Genomic DNA, 19,385 nt, shown 5'->3' with positions numbered 1-19,385 from the left:
TCCGGGCAGCGAGAACCGTCCATGTCGAAGGAGAGCAGTCGCAGTGCTCCGCACTCACAACGCCGGCACCCTGCGTGCCGAGCAGGTCGGACAGACCGTCACCCTCACCGGATGGGTGGCCCGGCGGCGAGATCACGGCGGCGTCATCTTCATCGACCTCCGCGACGCCAGCGGTGTGGCCCAGGTCGTCTTCCGCGAGGGCGAGATGGCCGAGCGCGCCCACGCGCTGCGCTCGGAGTTCTGCGTCAAGATCGTCGGTGAGGTCGCGAAGCGCCCCGACGGCAACGCGAACGCCGAGATCCCGACCGGCGAGATCGAGGTCCTCGCGACCGAGCTCGAGGTGCTGTCCGAGGCCGCGCCGCTGCCGTTCCCGATCGACGACCGGGTCGACGTCGGCGAGGAGATCCGCCTCAAGCACCGCTACCTTGACCTGCGCCGCAGCGGCCCGGCCGCGGCGATGCGGCTGCGCAGCGAGGTCAGCCGCGCCGCCCGCGAGGTGCTGCACGAGCAGGACTTCGTCGAGATCGAGACGCCGACGATGACCCGCTCCACCCCGGAAGGCGCCCGCGACTTCGTGATCCCGGCGCGGCTCAAGCCCGGGTCCTGGTACGCCCTGCCGCAGTCGCCGCAGCTGTTCAAGCAGCTGCTCATGGTCGGCGGCATGGAGCGGTACTACCAGATCGCGCGCTGCTACCGGGACGAGGACTTCCGCGCCGACCGCCAGCCGGAGTTCACCCAGCTCGACATCGAGATGAGCTTCGTCGAGCAGGACGACGTCATCAAGGTCGGCGAGGACATCGTCACCGCGCTGTGGAAGCTGATCGGGCACGAGATCCCGCGGCCGATCCCGCGCATCACCTACCTCGAGTCGATGGCCAAGTACGGCTCGGACAAGCCGGACCTGCGCTTCGACCTCGAGATCACCGACATGACGGAGTTCTTCGCCGACACGCCGTTCCGCGTGTTCCAGGCGCCCTACGTCGGCGCGGTCGTGATGGCGGGCGGCGCTTCGCAGCCGCGTCGCCAGCTCGACGCGTGGCAGGAGTGGGCCAAGCAGCGCGGCGCGCGCGGCCTCGCGTACATCCTCGTCAACGAGGACGGCACGCTCGGCGGCCCGGTCGCCAAGAACCTGTCCGAGACCGAGCGCGAGAACGTCGCCGCCGCCGCGGGCGCGAAGGCCGGCGACTGCGTCTTCTTCGCCGCCGGCAAGGCCGCGAGCACGCAGCCGCTGCTCGGCGCCGCGCGTGACGAGATCGGCAAGCGCCTCGGCCTGATCGACGAGGACGCCTGGTCGTTCGTGTGGGTCGTCGACGCGCCGCTGTTCGCGCCGGTCGAGGACATCGGTGACGACGTCGCCGTCGGCTCCGGCAAGTGGACCGCCGTGCACCACGCGTTCACCTCGCCGACCCCGGAGTGGATCGACAAGTTCGAGCAGGACCCGGGCAACGCCCTGGCCTACGCCTACGACATCGTCTGCAACGGCAACGAGATCGGCGGTGGCTCGATCCGTATCCACCGCGGCGACGTGCAGAAGCGCGTCTTCTCGCTGATGGGCCTCGGCGAGGAAGAGGCGCAGGAGAAGTTCGGCTTCCTGCTCGACGCCTTCGCGTTCGGCCCGCCGCCGCACGGCGGCATCGCGTTCGGCTGGGACCGCATCGTCATGCTGCTGGCCAAGGCCGACTCGCTGCGTGACGTGATCGCGTTCCCGAAGACCGGCGGCGGCTACGACCCGCTGACCGCGGCGCCCGCGCCGATCACCGCGCAGCAGCGCAAGGAGGCCGGCATCGACGCGAAGCCGGCCGCCCCCGCAACGCAGAACTAATGCTGCACCTCAGGGCCGTGTGCCCGCCGGACAAGACCGCTCAGGCGCTCGACGTCCTGCGGGTACACGCCGGCACCGCGCACCTGATCGTGCACCGCGGTGCCGCCGTTTCGCCCGCGGGAGATCTGCTCGAGGCCGACATCGCGCGCGAAGCGGCGGACGAGATCGTGGACGCGCTGTGCGTGCTCGAGCTCGACCGCACCGGCGGGATCACCCTGGAGGCGCTCGACACCGCGCTGTCCGACGCCGCCGACGAGGCGGAAGAAGCCGCGCCGGGGGAGGGGGCCGACGCCGTCGTGTGGCAGGAGCTGCTGTCCCGCACCGGCGAGGAGTCGCGGCTCAACGTGACGTTCCTGGCGTTCCTCATCATCGCGTGCCTGCTCGCCGCGGTCGGTGTGCTGACCGACTCGGCGGTGACGATCGTCGGCGCGATGGTCGTCGGCCCCGAGTTCGGGCCTCTCGCCGCGCTCGCGGTCGGTCTCGTGCTGCGGCGCTGGGACCTGGTCCGGCAGGCGGGCGCGGCGCTCGCGATCGGCTTCCCGCTGGCCATCGTCGTCACGCTCGGCGGTGCGCTGCTGGTCCGGGTGACGGGCGTCTTCGGCACGCAGGCGTTCGAGCTGAAGCAGCACAACGAGGTCGACTTCGTGTTCTCGGTGGGCGTACCGTCGCTGGTCGTGGCGATGCTCGCCGGAGCGGCCGGGATGCTCGCCATGACGTCGGCGAAATCGGCCGCGCTCGTGGGGGTCTTCATCTCGGTGACCACGGTGCCGGCCGCGGGATACGCGGTCGTGGCGGCCGTGGCAGGGGAGTGGAGCAGGTGTCTCCAGTCGATCGGGCAGCTGCTCGTGAACCTTCTCGGAATCGTTGCAGCGGCGGCCGTCGTGTTGATCGTGCGCCGGAATGGGCAAGGTTCCCTGAAGGAGCTGCGTCCGCTTTCACGCGGGTGACCCGGATCCGGGCGGGATGCTCCTTGTTGTCCGGATGTCAGTAGTCATGGTTGCTCAGTCACGAGTAGGGTCGGTGACAATGACAGTCGACACCTCCTCCACCGGCGACGCTGGGGTCGGGGCAGGAGCCGAGCAGGACATCGCCGCCGCGGTCGCGGCGGGCGAGTCCGTTCTCTCGCGCCGGTTCGGCAGTGCGATCACGCTGGTTTCGCCCGAGGACCTCGCGGGCAGCGGACCGGCCACGGTCGTCCGCGCGAGAGTGGTGTCGTCGTCCTTCGCGCTGCCCCGCACGCTGGTCATCAAGCACTACCCGGACCGCCCGGCGCCGGGCGAGGAGGACTCGTTCGCCCAGGAGGCGGTCAGCTACCAGCTGTTCACGGCGCTGTCCCCGGACGAGCGGATGTGCCCGGAACTGCTGGCCCACGACGGCCGCGACCGCGTGCTCGTGCTGGAGGACCTCGGCCGCACGGCGACCCTGGAGGACAAGCTCCACGCCCGCGACTCCCGCGCCGCCGAGCGCGCGCTGCTGTCCTGGGCCCGGTCGCTGGGCCGGCTGCACGCGAACACCGCCGGGCGCGAGGCCGACTTCAACGCTCTGCTGCGCCGCCTCGGCGGACCGGCCAAGTGCGACCACGACGACGTCGACGAGATCTGCGCGCGCGTCCCGTCGCTGATCCAGGACCGGTTGGGCACCCCGGTGCCGGAAGCGGTGCTCGACGCGGTCACGCACGCCGTCGAGCAGTCCCGGTCGACGGCCTTCCGCGCGTTCAGCCCGGTGGAGCTCAGCCCCGACAACAACCTGGTCACCGGCGAGGGGGTGCGGTTCCTCGACTTCGAGTACGGCCGGGTCCGCTCGGCACTGGTCGACGCCGCCAACCTACGCCTGCCGTTCGCGAGCTGGCCGGACGCGCTGGCGCTGCCCGCGGGCATGAGCGAGGCGATGATCGCGGCGTGGCGCGCGGAGGTGGCGGGCGTGTGGCCCGCCTTCGCCGACGACGAGGCGCTGGCCGGTCACCTCACGTCGAGCGAGCTGCTGCGGGTCTGGCTGATCACGGGCGAGGAGCTGGGTGCCCTGGACCTCTCCCGCCACGCGGCCCCGGTGAGCCGCGAGGCGGCCCTGGTGACGTGGTGGCGCGACCTGGCCAAGCACGCGGGCTACGTCCGCATGACGGCGGTATCGGAGTTCTCGTCAAAGGTGGCGGCAGCCTTGGCGGCACGGCTGGGCCCGCACGCGGACCTGGCGTTCTACCCAGCCTTCCGCTGACGGGTTCGTCCGGTTCGTCCGGCCGGGCTTGCGCGGCGCAACGACCGCGATCCGGTGGCGAGATCCCCCGGGCAGACGCCGTGCGTCGGGTCGCCTGACCCGGCGTCCGACTTGGCATCTTGCTGACCCCGGCCGGACTCGTCCACGGCCCGGCCGCGTCGGCCGGCGAACAACCGGTTCTTCCGCCCAGGCCTACGCGGCTCGCCGAGCCCAGCGTGCTGTCCGGTTTCCGCTGGTCCCCACGCGAGGGGTCAGTCGGGTCAGAACCCGACGGCCAACTCACGACCGGGATACCGCTGGCCGGCGTCACGCAGGCCCGGCACTCAGCCGCCGCAAGCCAACCTCGCCGCACCAGAAGTCACACGCGCCACACCGGTACCGGTCGTGAGTGTTTAGGAGGGTTCTAACCCTCCTAAACACTCACGACCCCCAGCCGCAACGCCCCAGCGACCACACCAGCCTCGGCAACCACAAACCGCAGCCGGAACCGGCAGGTCGCCAAGGGCGGGTCCGCTCTAACCTGACTGACCACTCACGACAGGCCGCGGCAGACCCGCTTGTCCACAGCTCGACCGTGATGTGGACAAGTCGGGCGGAACACGGCTTCTCCCGGCCTTTCGGCGGGCCCCGGCGATACGCTGGATGCGGGGCCGGCCCCCAGGGAGGGTGGGGGCTACTTTAGGGGCGGCAGGCGTGGGACATTTCGGACATTCGTGAGCTGAGTGTCAAGAATTCGGCGTGGTGTCGTGGTCGCGTTACCTCGTCCTCACCGCAGGTGAGTCTCCGTGGCCGATGGTTTTGGGCGTGACCGTGACCAGCCTCGAAGTCACTCCCTGTCCCGAACCCTCCCGGCCCGCGCTCAAAGCGGTCCCGAACGTCCCAAACATCCCGGAAGTCCCGAACAGCCCGAGCCTCCCGATGCTCAGGCGAGCGCGGCGGCTTGTCGTGCTCGGGGACTCGACCGCCGTCGGACTGGGGGATCCACTGCCTCGGCGTGGGGGGTGGCGGGGTGTCGGCCCGCTGGTCGCCGCGGCGCTCGGAGTCGGGGCCGACGGCTACCTCAATCCCTCCTTCACCGGTGCCCGGATGCGCTGTGTGCTCGGCGAGCAGGTGCCCGCCGCCGTGGCGCACCGGCCTGATGTGGCGCTCGTGGTCGCCGGGATGAACGACACCCTGCGGCCCGACTTCGACGCCGGTGCCATCGCCGCCGATCTCACCGAGGTCGTGCGGCGGCTCGGTGCGGTCGGTACCACCGTCATCCCCGTCCGGTTCCACGACCACAGCAAGGTGTTCCGCCTCCCGCGGGCCCTCAAGCGTGCCCTCAGCGCCCGCGTCGCCGAGCTGAACGCGGCCATCGACGTCGTCGTCGCCCGCGAAGGCGTGCCCTGTCTGGACCTCGACCGGCTGCCCGGCGCGTACGACCTGGCGGCGTGGAGCGTCGACCGGCTGCACCCGTCCGAACTGGGGCACCGGATGCTGGCGGACGGCTTCACCGGGCTGCTCGCCGACGCCGGGTTCGACGTGCCGGAGCCGGTGAGCCTCACCTGCGGTGGCGGGGTCGAGCCGAGCGCCACGGGTCACGTGGGATGGCTGGTGCTGAAGGGGATTCCGTGGCTGTGGCGCCGCGGCCGCGAGTTCCTGCCCTACGCCGCGGTCATCATGTGGAACTCGGTCCGGACGCGCTGAACACCCGCAACGCCTCGGCGTCCGAAGCCGGGTTGCGGACGAAGAAGTCCGCCCACTGCTCGATGTCCGGATAAGCACAATGCGAGACCAGGAACCGGCACGCCGCCTCGACGTCGTACCGCGTGCGCCGCAGTTCGACGCCGTCGCCGAGCAACGCCCAGTGCGCACCCCCGGTCCCGTAAGGCATTCCGACGCTGCCGGGGTTCACGATCAGCCGCCGGTCTGCCAGCCGCGTGAACGGCATGTGGGTGTGACCGAGCACCACCGTGGCCGCAGAAACGCCGTCCAGGACCTCCGCCCAGCGCTCCAGCGAGCTGTCGACGAGCACGATCTCGGTGTCGTCGCGCGGGGTCGCGTGGCAGAACAGGATGCCGTCGAGCGTGACCGTCAGCGGGAGCGCGTCCAGGACCGGCAGATCGCCCGGACGCAGCTGCCGCGCCGCCCACGGGAAGATCGGGTCCGGCACGAACTTCCCGTCGCCGCGCGCGGACGCCGCCAGCTCGCGGTCGGCGTTGCCGCGCACCCACACCGCGCGGTCGCCCAGGGAAACCAGGCGCTCCAGGGTTTCGACGGGCATCGGCCCGGCGAGCATGTCGCCCAGCAGCACGATCCGGTCCGCCGCGACGACGTCCGGTTCGGCCAGCACCGCTTCCAGCGCCGGCAGGACGCCGTGGATGTCCGAGAGCACCGCGATCCGCATCCGCCCACCCTCGGGCACGGACGCGCCCCGGGCGAGTGGTTTCGCCCAGGGCGCAACCGGTTCAGCCCGTGGTGAGCGGCAGCTCCCGCACGCCGGTCATGTTCGGGTTCACCTGGAACTTCGGCGGCTCGCCCGGGATCGTGCGCAGCGCCGGGTAGCGGTCGAACAGGGTGTTCAGCGCCACCCGCCCTTCGAGCCGCGCGAGCGGCGCGCCGATGCAGAAGTGGATGCCGCGGCCGAACGCCAGGTGCGGGTTCGGATCGCGCAGCGGGTTGAACGTGTCCGGCTCGGCGAACACGCGCTCGTCGCGGTTGGCCGCCGCCACCCACACCATCAGCATCTGCTCGGCCGGGATCGTCGCGCCACCCAGCTGAACCTCGCGGTTCGTCGTGCGGGCCACCGCCGCGAACGGCGAGAGGTAGCGCAGCGACTCCTCGATCAGCGGCGGCACCAGGGCCCGGTCGGCGCGGGCCCGCTCGTCCCACTCCGGGTGCGTGTCGAGGCACAGCACGGCGTTGCCGAGCAGCATCGTGGTGGTGATGTGCCCGGCCAGCAGCAGCACGTTCGCGAAGTTGACGACCTCGTTGCGGGTCAGCTTCTCGCCGTCGAGCTCCGCCTCGACGAGCTTGGTCAGCAGGTCGTCGCGCGGCCGGGTGCGCCGCTCGTCGACGTGCTCGCCGAGGTACTCGACGAGCGCCTTCTGGCCTTCCAGCGACTTCTTGACCGACGCCTGGTTCTCCTCGCTCTGCTCCTTCAGCGAGAACTGCTCGGAGGAGTTGAGCAGCTTGTCGACCCAGCCCTTGAACAGGTGCCGGTCGCTCGCGGGGACGCCCAGCAGCTCCGCGATCACGATCACCGGCAACGGGTAGGCCAGGTCCTCGACCAGCTCCAGCCGGCCGGAACCGCCGGCCTCGTCGAGCATTTCGGTCGTCACCGCGGCGATGCGCGGCTCGAGGTCGGCGACGACCTTCGGCGTGAACGCGCGGCTGACGAGCTTGCGCATCTTGTTGTGCAGCGGTGGGTCCAGCTGCAGCAGGTTGCCCGCCGACATCGCCGCCAGGTCGACGTCCTCGAGCAGCTCCTTCGGCACCAGCCGGGTGGTGTCCGAGGAGTAGGTCCCCGGGTCGCGGAGGATCTCCTCGGCTTCCGGGTGCCCGTAGACGTTCCAGAACCCGAGGTCGGCCGCGTGCCGCACGCGTTCGGCCGGTTGCTTTCCCCGCAGCCAGAACTGGGATTCGTGCAGTCCCCAGGTGTCGGCGAGTGTGGTGGTCATGTCCGCCCCTTTTCCCTTTGTGGGCCCGGGATCAGCCGGGATCCTCGGTGGGATCGTGTGCGTAGATCCCCTGCCGGTAGCCCGAGACGAGCTCCTCGAGCGCCGCTGTGAGCTCCGCGGCCACCTTCGCGACCGCCGCGGGATCGGGTTCCCCTGGCGGCTCGAACGCGACGCGGATCGTGTGCGCGAGGGCGTCGGCCCGCTCCTCGATCGGGATGCCCTCGAACTTGGCGGACACCACGTCGGTGAGGTAGAAGCCGATCGACGTGGCGTTGAGCGCGTAGTCCAGGTTCGGGACGTCGGTGCGGACCAGCCCGTGCCGGCGCATGGCGTCCTCGAAGTGGCCGCTCAGCTCTTGCTGCTGCTTGCGCAGCGCCAGGTCGCCGAGCGAGCCGAACAGCTCCGCGTTGCCGCGCATCATCGCCATCACCAGCGGCCGCCGGTGGGTGGCGAGGAACGACGACGAGATCATCCGGTGCGGCAGGATCATCGCCGGGTCGGCCTTGATCCCGTCCAGGATGACCTCGGTCAGGTCGGCCGACTCCCGCATCATCAGCGCCTGGAACAGCAGTTCCTTGGTGCGCCAGTGCAGGTAGACGGTGCCCTTGCCGATGCCGGCCGCGCGCGCGATGTCGTCGACGGCCACCTTGCGGTAGCCCATGCGCAGCAGCAGCTCGCCCGCCGCGTCCAGGATGCGGTCGCCGCGCTCGCGGTTGGGATGGCTCATGCCGCTCTTCCGTCGAGGATTTGACTTGTTGACCGGATTAGCGCTTTCGGTCAACCGGTCATCACGACGGTAGCGCGCCCCCGAACCCCGGGGCAAGGGTTCTGTCGGTGGCGTCGGTTAACGTCATCCGGGTGGCACAAGACGAGCTCTTCACCGTGAACGCCGACGTGGCGCCCCCACCTGAACGCACCACGTCGAACGCGGACGAGCGGCAGGCGGACCCGGCGAGCTCCCCGCTGGCCGTGCGGATGCGGCCGCGCTCGCTCGACGAGGTCGTGGGCCAGCAGCACCTGCTGCGCGAAGGCGCCCCGCTGCGCCGGCTGGTCGAGGGCGCCGCTCCGGCGTCCGTGCTGCTCTACGGCCCGCCCGGCACCGGGAAGACGACCCTGGCCAACCTGGTCTCGATCGCCACCGGACGCCGGTTCGTCGCGATGTCGGCGCTCTCGGCGGGCGTCAAGGAGGTGCGCGGGGTCATCGAGGAGGCCCGGCGGCGCCGGCAGTACAACACCGAGAACACCGTCCTGTTCATCGACGAGGTGCACCGCTTCTCCAAGACCCAGCAGGACGCCCTGCTCGGCGCGGTCGAGGACCGCACGGTGCTGCTGGTCGCGGCGACCACCGAGAACCCGTCGTTCTCCGTCGTCTCGCCGCTGCTGTCGCGCTCGCTGGTGCTGCAGCTGCGCCCGCTGACCGACGAGGACATCACGCGGCTGATCGAGCGCGCGCTGACCGACGACCGCGGCCTCGGCGGCGAGCTGACGCTGACCGAGGACGCCCGCGCCCACCTCGTCCGGCTCGCCGGCGGTGACGCCCGCCGTGCGCTGACCGCGCTCGAAGCGGCGGCGGACGCGGCGTCGGCCACCGAGGCGAAGACCATCGACCTGCCGATCGTCGAGTCCACTGTGGACAAGGCGGCGGTGCGCTACGACCGCGACGGCGACCAGCACTACGACATCATCAGCGCGTTCATCAAGTCGATCCGCGGTTCCGACGTCGACGCCGCGCTGCACTACCTGGCCCGGATGATCGAGGCGGGGGAGGACCCGCGCTTCCTGGCCCGGCGCCTGGTCGTGCACGCCAGCGAGGACATCGGCATGGCCGACCCGACCGCGCTGCAGGCGGCGGTCGCGGCCTCGCACGCCGTCCAGTTCATCGGCATGCCCGAGGGCAGGCTGGCGCTCGCGCAGGCGACGATCCACCTGGCCACGGCCCCGAAGTCGAACGCCGTCGTCACCGGCATCGACGCCGCGCTGGCCGACGTCCGGGCCGGGCTGGCCGGCAGCGTCCCGCCGCACCTGCGCGACGGCCACTACGCGGGCGCCAAGAAGCTGGGCAACGCCCAGGGCTACCGCTACCCGCACGGCGTCCCGGAAGGCGTGCTGGCGCAGCAGTACCCGCCGGACGAGCTGGTCGGCAGGGACTACTACGAGCCGACGCAGCGCGGCGCGGAACGCCCGCTCGCCGAGCGCGTCCCGAAGCTGCGCCGGACCATCCGCGGCGAGCGGTAAAGGCGGCTTGGGAATCCCTTGGGAGAGCCCGGGGGAACTGGACGGCTGGTGTTCGCCCGGCCGACGCGATCCGGGCACGTGCGTCGGCGAGCATCCGCGCATGGAAATCCCGAGAGTCGGCGTTCCCGACGCACTGGCTGCCCGCCTCACCATGGCCGAGCAGCACGAGTACCTCTCCCGTCGCTCCCTGCTGAAGGGCGCCGCCGCCACCGGCGCCCTGCTCGCCGCCGGCCCGATGCTGCTGCCCGGCACGGCCTACGCCGACGGCGCGAAGGTCGCCCCGGCCGGGCGTCACCTCGCCTTCGGGCGCAACCCGCGCACGGACGTCCGCGTCGCCTGGCAGGTGCCGACGCGCGTGAAGAACCCCTACCTGCGCGTCGCCGAGTTCGAGCCACGCTTTCCCGGCGAGAACCCATCGGCACAGCACCACGACCGCCACGGATACCAGTGGGGGCACCGGATCCCGGCCGAGACGCGGGCGCTGCACTCCGAGGTCGCCGGGGTCATCGCGCCCTACGACCAGTACTACCTGCACGCCGAAGCGAGCCGCCTGACGCCCGGCCGCACCTACACCTACGCGGTCGGCCACGACGGTTACGACCCGGCGAACGGCGACGGCGGCCCCGCCGCGCTCTCGACGTTCACGACCGCGCCCGCACGCGGCTTCCCGGCGGGGAAGTTCACCTTCACCGCGTTCGGCGACCAGGGTGTCTCCACGACCGCGCTGGCCCAGGACGGCGCGGTCGCCAAGCAGCACCCGCGCTTCCACCTCCTCGCCGGTGACATCGCCTACGCCGACCCGAGCGGCGCGGGCCTGCCGCCCGGCCCGGTCGCCGACGGCACCCACGACCTGTACGACCCGAAGGTCTGGGACGCCTACTACAACCAGATCGAGGGCGTCGCCGCGTCCGTGCCGTGGATGGTCACGACCGGCAACCACGACATGGAAGCGCTGTACTCGCCCGACGGCTACGGCGGCCAGACCAAGCGCTGGGACTTCCCCGGCAGCGGCCCGGCCGACTGCCCGAGCGTGTACTCGTTCATCTACGGCAACGTCGGCGTGATCTCCTTGGACGCCAACGACGTCTCGTACGAGATCCCCGCCAACCGCGGTTACTCGCACGGCTCCCAGACGGCGTGGCTCAAGCGCCGCCTGCGGTACCTGCGCCTGCAGCCGGACGTCGACTTCGTCGTGGTGTTCTTCCACCACTGCGCCTACTCGACGACCAACCAGCACGCGTCCGAAGGCGGTGTGCGGGAGGAGTGGGTGCCGCTGTTCGACCAGTTCCACGTCGACCTGGTCGTCAACGGGCACAACCACATCTACGAGCGCACCGACGCGCTGCGCGGCGGCCGCGTCACGAAGAAGGTCGCCATCGGCGACACCGTCGACCCGGACCGCGACGGCACGGTCTACGCCACCTGCGGCGGCGGGGGCCGCAGCGTCTACAGCTTCCCGGTGCCGGACACCTTCGACGGCGAATTCACCAGCTACCACTGGGTGAAGGGCGGCGGGCAGGAGACGGAGACCGTCGGCTGGTCGCGGGTGCGCTACACCGGTTACTCGTTCCTCGCGATCGACGTCGAGCCGGCGTGGTTCGGCCGGAAGACCACGCTGACCGTGCGGACACTGCGCAACGACGGCGTCGAAATCGACAGATTCTCCTTGCGCCGCACCGCGGGCCTGCACACCGCGACGGGCGGCTTCGGCGGTTCCGGTGGCTCGGCTCAGGTCGGCGCGGACCCGGGCGACGCCTGAGGATCGCGGGCCCGCTCCCGCACGGCCCGTGCGGGAGCGGGCACCGAACGTGGGCCGGAGGCAGCAAGATCATCGGGTTTCGTAAGCTTCGCGGCTTGGGGCGGCCTGAACACAGGGGGGCGGCCCAGCGAAGGCAGGAGGCATCCCCGTGCCCGCGACGCTGCAGTGCATCGTCCTGGACTGTCCGGAACCCGTCGTGCTCGCGTACTTCTACCAAGCGATCATGGGCGGCGAGGTGGATCTCCCGGACCCCCGCTGGCGGGTGGACGAGGACTGGTCGACCCTGCACGTGAACGGCATGGTCCTGGGGTTCCAGCGCGCTCCCGGCCACCAGCCGCCGCGCTGGCCGGATCCGGCCCACCCGCAGCAGTTCCACCTCGACTTCGAGGTCGACAACCTCGCCCAGACGCACCACCAGGTCCTCGCGTACGGCGGCCGGCTGCTCGACCCCGACCTGGGCGGCCGGGGCTGGCGCGTCTACGCCGACCCGGCGGGCCATCCGTTCTGCCTCCTCGGCGACTACTGACCGCCGGTACTTCCGCCGCGAAGTGCTTGCCGTAGAAGCCTTCGGTGGCGCGGAACTCCCTCGCTCATCCGTCCGTGGACTGCGCGGCGGCGGGGTCTTCGGCACGATGGGCGCATGAGCATCGCGTTCCTCGGTACCGGGATCATGGGCGCCGCCATGGCGGCCAACATCGCGAAGGCGGGCCTCGACGTCCGCGTCTGGAACCGGACGCGGGAGAAGGCCGAGCCCCTCGCCGACGTCGCGACGGTGGCCGATTCGGCCGCCGCGGCGGCCGACGGCGCCGACATCCTGGTGACGATGCTGGCCGACGGTCCCGCCGTCGCGTCGGCGTTCGAAGCCGCTTCGCCCGCTTCGGGCACGTTGTGGCTGCAGATGAGCACGGTCGGCCTCGACTGGACCGACCGGCTCGCCGCGCTGGCGGTGCAAGCGGGCGTGGTGTTCGTCGACGCGCCGGTCCTCGGCACCCGGCAGCCGGCGGAGCAGGCGCAGCTGCAGGTCCTGGCGTCCGGCCCGGAGGAGGCCCGCCCGGCCGCGACGCCGGTGTTCGACGCCGTCGCGATCCGCACACGCTGGCTCGGCCCGGCCGGCCAGGGCAGCCGGCTGAAGCTGGTGCTGAACGCGTGGGTGCTGACGCTCACCAACGGCACGGCCGAGAGCCTCGGCCTCGCCGGCGCGCTGGGCCTGGACCCGGCGTTGTTCCTGGAGACGATCAAGGGCGGCGGCCTGGACGTCGGCTACGCGCACGTGAAGGGCGCGGCGATGCTGTCGGGCGACTACGAGCCGTCGTTCCCGGCGAGCCTGGCGGCGAAGGACGCCGGCCTGGTCGTCGAGGCCGCGGGCGACACCGTAGACGTGGCGGGCGCCCGCGCGGTGCTGAGCCACCTGGAGACGACGGTCGAAGCCGGCCACGGCGACGAGGACATGGCGGCCCTCTACCGGGCGGTGCTCAAGGAGCGTGGCTGAGCGGTCCACGCCCGCGGCCCCCGGTGCGGACCGTGACAGTGCGGCGGGGTGACACGGTCGGGGACCCGGCCAGGCGGTAACCTCACCAGCACCCAAGACTCCAAGTCCCAGTGAACCGAGGAGGGCCCGTGTCGGCAGGGCAGATCGCCGCGTTGATCGCCGCAGGAGCATTCGTGGTGCTGGTCGTCCTGCTGGCGATCCCGCTGATCAAGCTCGGCAAGACGCTGGACGCGGCCACCGAGGCGATCGAGCGCACCAACAGCAACACCGATCCGCTGCTGGTCGGCGCGAACCAGACGATCACCCACGTCAACGCCCAGCTCGAGCGGGTGGACGGGATCACGTCGAACGCGCAGGCCGTCACCGGGAACGTCTCCGCGCTGACGTCGGTGTTCACCGCGACGCTGGGCGGGCCGCTGGTCAAGATCGCCGCGCTGTCCTACGGGCTCAGCAAGGCGATCCGGGCGCGCAAGAAGAAGAACGCCGCCAAGGCCGCGAAGAAGGCCGCGAAGTGAAGCGGCTGTTCTGGCTCGGCGTCGGCGTGGTCGCCGGGGTCGCGCTGTCCCGCAAGGCCGCCGAAACCGCTCGTCAGGCCACTCCCACCGGGATAGCATCGAACCTGGGTGACGCCGTGCGCGAGCTGGCGGGCGCCGTGGGTTCGTTCGGCGCCGAGGTGCGCGCGGGCATGAGCGAGCGGGAGCAGGAGTTGCACGAGATGGTCGAGCAGCGGTCGGGTGTGGTGACGCCGCAGGCCTCGGGCCGGCACGCCGCCGAAGCCCGGCGGCCCGTCCGGCGAGCTCGCCGGGCGGAGGGCTGACCGGTCGCCTTCGCGACCCGGAAGCCGCTCCGCCGCCGTCGTCATCCCGCACTCCGGCACCAGCACAAGGACCTGACCCGTGGACACACACGAAATCACCGACCGTTTCCTGCGCCATTACGAGAGCAAGGGTCACACGCGCGTGCCCAGCGCGCCGCTGATCCTCGACGACCCGAACCTGCTCTTCGTCAACGCCGGCATGGTCCAGTTCAAGCCGTACTTCCTCGGTGAGGCGCCGCCGCCGTACCCGCGCGCGACCTCCGTGCAGAAGTGCGTGCGCACCCCGGACATCGACGAGGTCGGCAAGACCACCCGGCACAACACGTTCTTCCAGATGGCCGGCAACTTCTCCTTCGGCGACTACTTCAAGGAAGGCGCCATCGAGTACGCCTGGGAGCTGATCACCAAGCCCCAGAGCGACGGCGGTTACGGCCTCGACCCGAACCGCCTGTGGGCGACGGTCTACGAGGACGACGCCGAGGCGGCCGGCCTGTGGCGCAAGCTCACCGGCCTGCCCGGCGAGCGCATCCAGGTGCGCGACGGCAAGGACAACTACTGGGACATGGGCGTGCCCGGTCCCGGCGGCCCGTGCTCGGAGATCTACTACGACCGCGGTCCGGCGTACGGCCGCGAAGGCGGCCCGGTCGCGGACGAGGACCGCTACATCGAGATCTGGAACCTCGTCTTCATGCAGGACATCCGCGGCGAGCTGAGCCCCAAGCTCGGGCACAAGCCGATCGGTGAGCTGCCGAAGAAGAACATCGACACCGGCATGGGCGTCGAGCGCGTCGCGACGATCCTGCAGGGCGTCGAGAACGTCTACGAGACGGACCTGGTGCGCCCGGTGATCGGCCGCGCCGAGGAGTTCTCCGGCCGCCGCTACGGCGGCAACCACGCCGACGACGTCCGCTTCCGCGTGATCGCCGACCACGCCCGCACCGGCGTGCTGCTGATCGGTGACGGCGTCACCCCGGGCAACGACGGCCGCGGTTACGTGCTGCGCCGGCTGCTGCGCCGCATCGTCCGCTCCTCGCGCCTGCTGGGCGTGCACGAGCCGGTGCTGCAGTCGTTCGCCGCGGTCGTGCGCGACACGATGGGCCCGACCTACCCCGAGCTCGTCAGCGGCTTCGACCGGATCAACGAGGTCGTCCGGATCGAGGAGGAGGCGTTCCTCGCGACGCTGACCAGTGGTTCGCGCATCTTCGACATGGCGGCCGAGGAGACCAAGCGCGGCGGCGGTGACGTCTTGGCCGGCGACAAGGCGTTCCAGCTGCACGACACCTACGGCTTCCCGATCGACCTGACCCTGGAAATGGCGTCCGAGCAGGGCCTGAGCGTTGACGAAGACGGCTTCCGCACGCTCATGAACGAGCAGCGGACCCGCGCGAAGGCGGACGCGGCGGCGCGCAAGACCGGCCACGGCGACCTCTCGGAGTACCGGAAGGTCCTGGAGCAGCACGGCGAGACCGAGTTCCTCGGCTACTCCGACCTGCAGGCCGAGGCGAAGGTCGTCGCGCTGCTCGAAGACGGGCAGCCGGTCCGCAGCGTCTCGGCGGGCAAGAAGGCCGAGCTGGTCCTCGACCGCACCCCGTTCTACGCCGAGAGCGGCGGCCAGGTCGCCGACACCGGCGTGCTGCTCGGCGACGGCGTCGAGCTGAAGGTCCTGGACGTCCAGAAGATCGTCCCGGGGCTGTTCGTGCACCGCGTCGAGGTGCTGGACGGCGAGGTCGGCCTGGACTCGAAGGTCACCGGCTCGGTCGACGCGCACCGACGGCTGTCCATCGAGCGCTCGCACTCCGCGACCCACCTGGTGCACGCGGCGGTCCGCGGCGCCTACGGCAAGCGCGCGGCGCAGGCGGGTTCGCTGAACTCGCCGGGCCGGATGCGGTTCGACTTCACCACGCCCGGCTCGGTCTCGGCGGACGTGCTGACCGAGGTCGAGCAGGAGGTCAACGACTACCTGCAGACCGACGTGGAGGTCAACAGCTTCACCACGACCAAGGACAAGGCCCTCGAGCTGGGCGCGGTCGCGCTGTTCGGCGAGAAGTACGGCAACGACGTCCGCGTGGTCGACATGGGCGAGTACTCCCGCGAGCTCTGCGGTGGCACGCACGTGGACCGGATCGGCCAGCTCGGCCTGGTCAAGCTGGTCTCCGACGCCTCCATCGGCTCCGGCGTGCACCGCGTCGAGGCGCTGGTCGGCACGGACGCGCTGAAGTACGTCCGCAAGGAGCAGCTGCTGGTCTCGCAGCTGGCGAACACGTTCAAGGTGCCCTCGGACGAGCTGCCGGGCCGCATCGAGGACGTCCTGACCCGGCTGAAGAACGCCGAGAAGGAGATCGCCCAGCTGAAGACCCAGCAGGTGCTGGGCTCGGCGGGCGCGCTGCTCGACAAGGCGCAGGACGTCGGCGGCGTCACGGTCGTCGCCGAGGTCGTCCCGGACGTCGACGGCAACGGCCTGCGCGCGCTCGCCTCGGACCTGCGCGGCCGCCTCGGCTCGCGGCCCGGCGTGGTGGCGCTGTTCTCGCCGGCGGGTGACAAGCTCAGCTTCGTCGTCGCGACGACGAAGGCGGCCCAGGACAAGGGCGTCGCCGCGGGCAAGCTCGTCCCGTCGTTCGCGGGGAAGATCGGCGGCCGCGGTGGCGGCAAGCCCGACATGGCCCAGGGCGGTGGCACGAACCCGGCCGGCGCGGCCGACGCGGTCACGGCCCTGCGCGCGGCGATCGCCGGCATTGGTTAACCGCGGAAACCGCGGCCCGGATCGCCCCGGCCCCGGCGATCCGGGCCGCGGCCGGCGGCTCGGGGTGGATGTCGGATCCGTCCGGGTCGGGGTCGCTCTGAGCGATCCGGCGCCCGTGCTCGCGTCGCCATTGGTTACCCTCTCCCGCGATGCGACCGACGACAGTGATCTGGACCAGCTGGCCGCCCTCGTCACCGAGCACGAGGTGGTCGAGGTGATCGTGGGCTTGCCGCGCACGCTCGCCAACCGGCAGGGTCCGGCGGCCGAGCTGGCGATCGCGTATTCTGAACGTCTGGCCGGGCGCGTCGCGCCCGTGCCGGTCCGGCTGGGCGACGAGCGGCTGACCACGGTCACCGCATCCCGCATCCTCTCCCAGCGCGGGGTCAAAGGCCGCAAGCAGCGAGCGGTGGTCGACCAGGCCGCCGCCGTCGAGATCCTGCAGGCCTGGATCGACGCCGCTGCTGCGCACCGCGCCCGGGAGGGAGACCGATGAACGACGAGGAGCCTGAGCGCCCGCGAGGCCGCCGGAGGCTGCGGGAGCCGGAAGACGCGGCCCCGCCGCCGGCCCGCCCCGCGCCCCGCCGAGCCGACCCGCGTGACCCGCGGGCGGCCGAACAGCGCCGTGCGCAGCCGCAGAGCGGCTACCACGAGCTGCCCCAGCCGTCCCGCCGTCCGCAGCAGCCGAGCGACCGGCACGAGGTGCCGCCGCGGCGCGCGCAGCAGCAGCAGCCGAGCGGCTACCACGATCTGCCGCAACCGTCCCGGCAGGGCCGGCCCGCCGAACCCCCGGCCGCCGACCCGCGCCGCGACGCGCCGCCGACCGGGCGCCGTCGCCGGCTCGAACCGCCGGACGCGCTGCCCCCGGTCGACGACGAGCTCGACCCGCAGGCCCGCCGGGCCGCCCCGGCGCGCGCCGCCCACGCCCGGCACGGTCTCGACGAGGGCTCGGAGGTCCAGGCCCCCCGCCGGCGCCGCGCTCCCGAGCCGGAAGAGGCTCCCGAGCCGCCACGACGGCGTCGTCCGGCCCCCGAACCCGAAGAGGTTGCCGAGGCGCCTCGCCGGCGTCGCCCGGAGCCCGAAGAGCCGGCCGAGGCCCCGAGACGGCGTCGCGCCGCCCCGGAACCGGTCGAAAGCGAGGCTCCGCAGCGCCGTCGTGCGGCCGCCGAGCCGCCCGCCGCCGCCCAGCCGCCCGCGCGACGGTCCGTCCAGCCGGGTGACCGCCCTGCCGGCGTGCCCGCGCCCGGCGCCGAGCCGGCGCGCCGGCGTCGGCCGCCGCCCCCGCCGGTGCGCGAGGAGCCGGTCACCGACATCATCCCCGCGCAGACCGCACCGCCCCCGGCGCCCGAGCCCGTCCGCGCGCCGCGCGAGGAGCAGCCGGCCGGGGACGCCCTCTTCGCCGAGGACGAGTACGACGAGTACGCGGAGTACGACGACGACTACGACGGTGAGTACGCCGAAGACGGCTACGACGAGCCGGAGTACGAAGAGGACTACGACGACTACGAGGAAGAGCCGAAGAAGCCCCGGAAGAAGAAGGGCAAGCGCGCGCTCGGCTGGATCGCCGCGGTCGCGGTGATCGTCCTGCTCGCCGGCGGCGCCTACTACGGCTTCAACAGGTTCTTCGGCTACGAGGACTACGACGGCGCCGGCGACGGCGACGTCCTGTTCCAGGTCGACGACGGCGACTCGACGTCGGCGATCGGCGCCAAGCTGACGACGGCGGGCGTCGTCGCCAGCAGCAAGGCCTTCGTGAAGGCCGGCGCGGACAACCCGAAGCTGTCGAAGATCCAGCACGGCTTCTACGTCATGAAGTCGCACATGTCCGGGGCCAGCGCGGTCGACCGGATCGTCGCGCCGACCTCGCGGGTGGGGCAGCTGGAGGTCCGGCCGTACACGCAGTTCGACGACATCACCCAGCCCGACGGCAAGATCACGCCCGGCGTGTACAGCCTGATGGCGAAGGCGTCGTGCGCGCAGATCGACGGCAAGAGCACCTGCGTGACCACCGACGACCTGCGCAAGGCCGTCGACGGGGCGGACCTCAAGACGCTCGGCGTGCCCGACTGGGCGGTCGCCGACGCGAACAAGGCCGACCGCAAGGACCGCAGGCTGGAAGGCCTGATCGCGCCGGGCCTCTACGACGTCAAGCCCGGGGCGACCGCGCTCGAGATCATCGGCCAGCTGGTCCGCAGCTCGACCGAGGCGATCCAGAACGCCGGGCTGAGCCCGCAGTCGACCGGTCCGGGGATGACGCCGTACCAGACGCTGATCATCGCCTCGATCATCGAGCGGGAAGCGGTGAAGGCCGACTTCGGCAAGCTCTCCCGGGTGATCTACAACCGGCTGGCGATCAACATGCGGCTGCAGATGGACTCCACGGTCAACTACGTGCTGGACAAGCCGACCCTGCTGACCGACGAGACCGAGCGGATCAAGGCCGGGCCGTACAACACGTACAAGAACACCGGGCTGACCCCGACGCCGATCTCGGTGCCCAGCCCCGAGGCCATCCAGGCCGCGGTGCACCCGGTCGCGGGCGACTGGGTCTACTTCGTCAAGTGCGAGAAGAACGGCCTGTCCTGCTTCGCGGTCACCAACGACGAGCACAACAAGAACCGGGACCTGGCCAGGGATCGCGGTGTCATCTGAGCCG

Annotated in this window: 16 protein-coding genes; 13 read left to right on the top strand and 3 right to left on the bottom strand. The window is 71.6% G+C overall.

The features are described from left to right. Window positions 1-43: 43 nt before the first annotated feature. From aspS to OHS58_RS22695, 4 genes are all read left to right on the top strand, one after another. The gene (gene aspS / locus OHS58_RS22710; protein WP_328649742.1) at window positions 44-1,822 is read left to right on the top strand and encodes an aspartate--tRNA ligase; all 1,779 of its coding nucleotides are present in this window, start codon (window positions 44-46) and stop codon (window positions 1,820-1,822) included. Continuing rightward, window positions 1,822-2,769, top strand: coding sequence for a DUF389 domain-containing protein (locus tag OHS58_RS22705; protein ID WP_328649741.1), 948 nt, complete (start codon window positions 1,822-1,824; stop codon window positions 2,767-2,769). The genes aspS and OHS58_RS22705 overlap by 1 nt, the downstream gene beginning before the upstream one ends. A gap of 79 nt (window positions 2,770-2,848) precedes the next feature. Continuing rightward, window positions 2,849-4,033 carry a phosphotransferase gene (locus OHS58_RS22700; RefSeq protein WP_326947773.1) on the top strand — a complete coding sequence of 395 codons (1,185 nt, stop codon included), beginning with the start codon at window positions 2,849-2,851 and terminating at the stop codon, window positions 4,031-4,033. Between the two features lie 792 nt (window positions 4,034-4,825). Beyond that, complete coding sequence (locus OHS58_RS22695) at window positions 4,826-5,719, top strand: SGNH/GDSL hydrolase family protein (RefSeq protein WP_328649740.1); 894 nt, start codon at window positions 4,826-4,828, stop codon at window positions 5,717-5,719. On the opposite strand, the gene OHS58_RS22690 is transcribed toward OHS58_RS22695, so the two are convergent. The 3 genes from OHS58_RS22690 to OHS58_RS22680 all read right to left on the bottom strand — a co-directional run bounded on the left by OHS58_RS22690 (window position 5,691) and on the right by OHS58_RS22680 (window position 8,419). After that, the gene (locus OHS58_RS22690) at window positions 5,691-6,419 is read right to left on the bottom strand and encodes a metallophosphoesterase family protein (protein ID WP_328649739.1); all 729 of its coding nucleotides are present in this window, start codon (window positions 6,417-6,419) and stop codon (window positions 5,691-5,693) included. The genes OHS58_RS22695 and OHS58_RS22690 overlap by 29 nt on opposite strands. A gap of 61 nt (window positions 6,420-6,480) precedes the next feature. Then, window positions 6,481-7,692: a cytochrome P450 gene (locus OHS58_RS22685; RefSeq protein WP_328649738.1), complete on the bottom strand. Its 1,212-nt coding sequence runs from the start codon at window positions 7,690-7,692 to the stop codon at window positions 6,481-6,483. A gap of 31 nt (window positions 7,693-7,723) precedes the next feature. After that, entirely contained in the window at window positions 7,724-8,419 is a 696-nt protein-coding gene (locus OHS58_RS22680) for a TetR/AcrR family transcriptional regulator (protein ID WP_326954748.1), read from the bottom strand. A 131-nt stretch (window positions 8,420-8,550) separates the two neighbouring features. Between OHS58_RS22680 and OHS58_RS22675 the strand changes: the two genes are divergently transcribed. From OHS58_RS22675 to mltG, 9 genes are all read left to right on the top strand, one after another. Further along, window positions 8,551-9,927 carry a replication-associated recombination protein A gene (locus OHS58_RS22675; RefSeq protein ID WP_247049100.1) on the top strand — a complete coding sequence of 459 codons (1,377 nt, stop codon included), beginning with the start codon at window positions 8,551-8,553 and terminating at the stop codon, window positions 9,925-9,927. 100 nt (window positions 9,928-10,027) lie between these two features. After that, window positions 10,028-11,686, top strand: coding sequence for a purple acid phosphatase family protein (locus OHS58_RS22670; protein WP_328649737.1), 1,659 nt, complete (start codon window positions 10,028-10,030; stop codon window positions 11,684-11,686). 148 nt (window positions 11,687-11,834) lie between these two features. Further along, window positions 11,835-12,212: a VOC family protein gene (locus OHS58_RS22665; RefSeq protein ID WP_326947780.1), complete on the top strand. Its 378-nt coding sequence runs from the start codon at window positions 11,835-11,837 to the stop codon at window positions 12,210-12,212. 114 nt (window positions 12,213-12,326) lie between these two features. Beyond that, window positions 12,327-13,175 carry an NAD(P)-dependent oxidoreductase gene (locus OHS58_RS22660; protein ID WP_328649736.1) on the top strand — a complete coding sequence of 283 codons (849 nt, stop codon included), beginning with the start codon at window positions 12,327-12,329 and terminating at the stop codon, window positions 13,173-13,175. A gap of 128 nt (window positions 13,176-13,303) precedes the next feature. Next, window positions 13,304-13,690, top strand: a complete 387-nt coding sequence (locus OHS58_RS22655; protein WP_328649735.1) for a DUF948 domain-containing protein — start codon at window positions 13,304-13,306, stop codon at window positions 13,688-13,690. Continuing rightward, a complete protein-coding gene (locus OHS58_RS22650; RefSeq protein ID WP_247049107.1) occupies window positions 13,687-13,992 on the top strand; it encodes a hypothetical protein in 306 nt (101 codons plus the stop codon). Before OHS58_RS22655 ends, OHS58_RS22650 begins: the two co-directional genes overlap by 4 nt. Before the next feature lie 79 nt (window positions 13,993-14,071). Beyond that, entirely contained in the window at window positions 14,072-16,732 is a 2,661-nt protein-coding gene (gene alaS / locus OHS58_RS22645; protein ID WP_247049108.1) for an alanine--tRNA ligase, read from the top strand. 64 nt (window positions 16,733-16,796) lie between these two features. After that, window positions 16,797-17,225 carry a Holliday junction resolvase RuvX gene (ruvX, locus tag OHS58_RS22640; RefSeq protein WP_230862612.1) on the top strand — a complete coding sequence of 143 codons (429 nt, stop codon included), beginning with the start codon at window positions 16,797-16,799 and terminating at the stop codon, window positions 17,223-17,225. After that, window positions 17,222-19,381, top strand: a complete 2,160-nt coding sequence (mltG, locus tag OHS58_RS22635; protein WP_328649734.1) for an endolytic transglycosylase MltG — start codon at window positions 17,222-17,224, stop codon at window positions 19,379-19,381. The genes ruvX and mltG overlap by 4 nt, the downstream gene beginning before the upstream one ends. Window positions 19,382-19,385 lie beyond the last annotated feature (4 nt).

This window comes from Amycolatopsis sp. NBC_00348 (assembly GCF_036114655.1).
Taxonomy (GTDB): domain Bacteria; phylum Actinomycetota; class Actinomycetes; order Mycobacteriales; family Pseudonocardiaceae; genus Amycolatopsis.
This window is presented reverse-complemented; position numbering and strand designations above follow the sequence as displayed.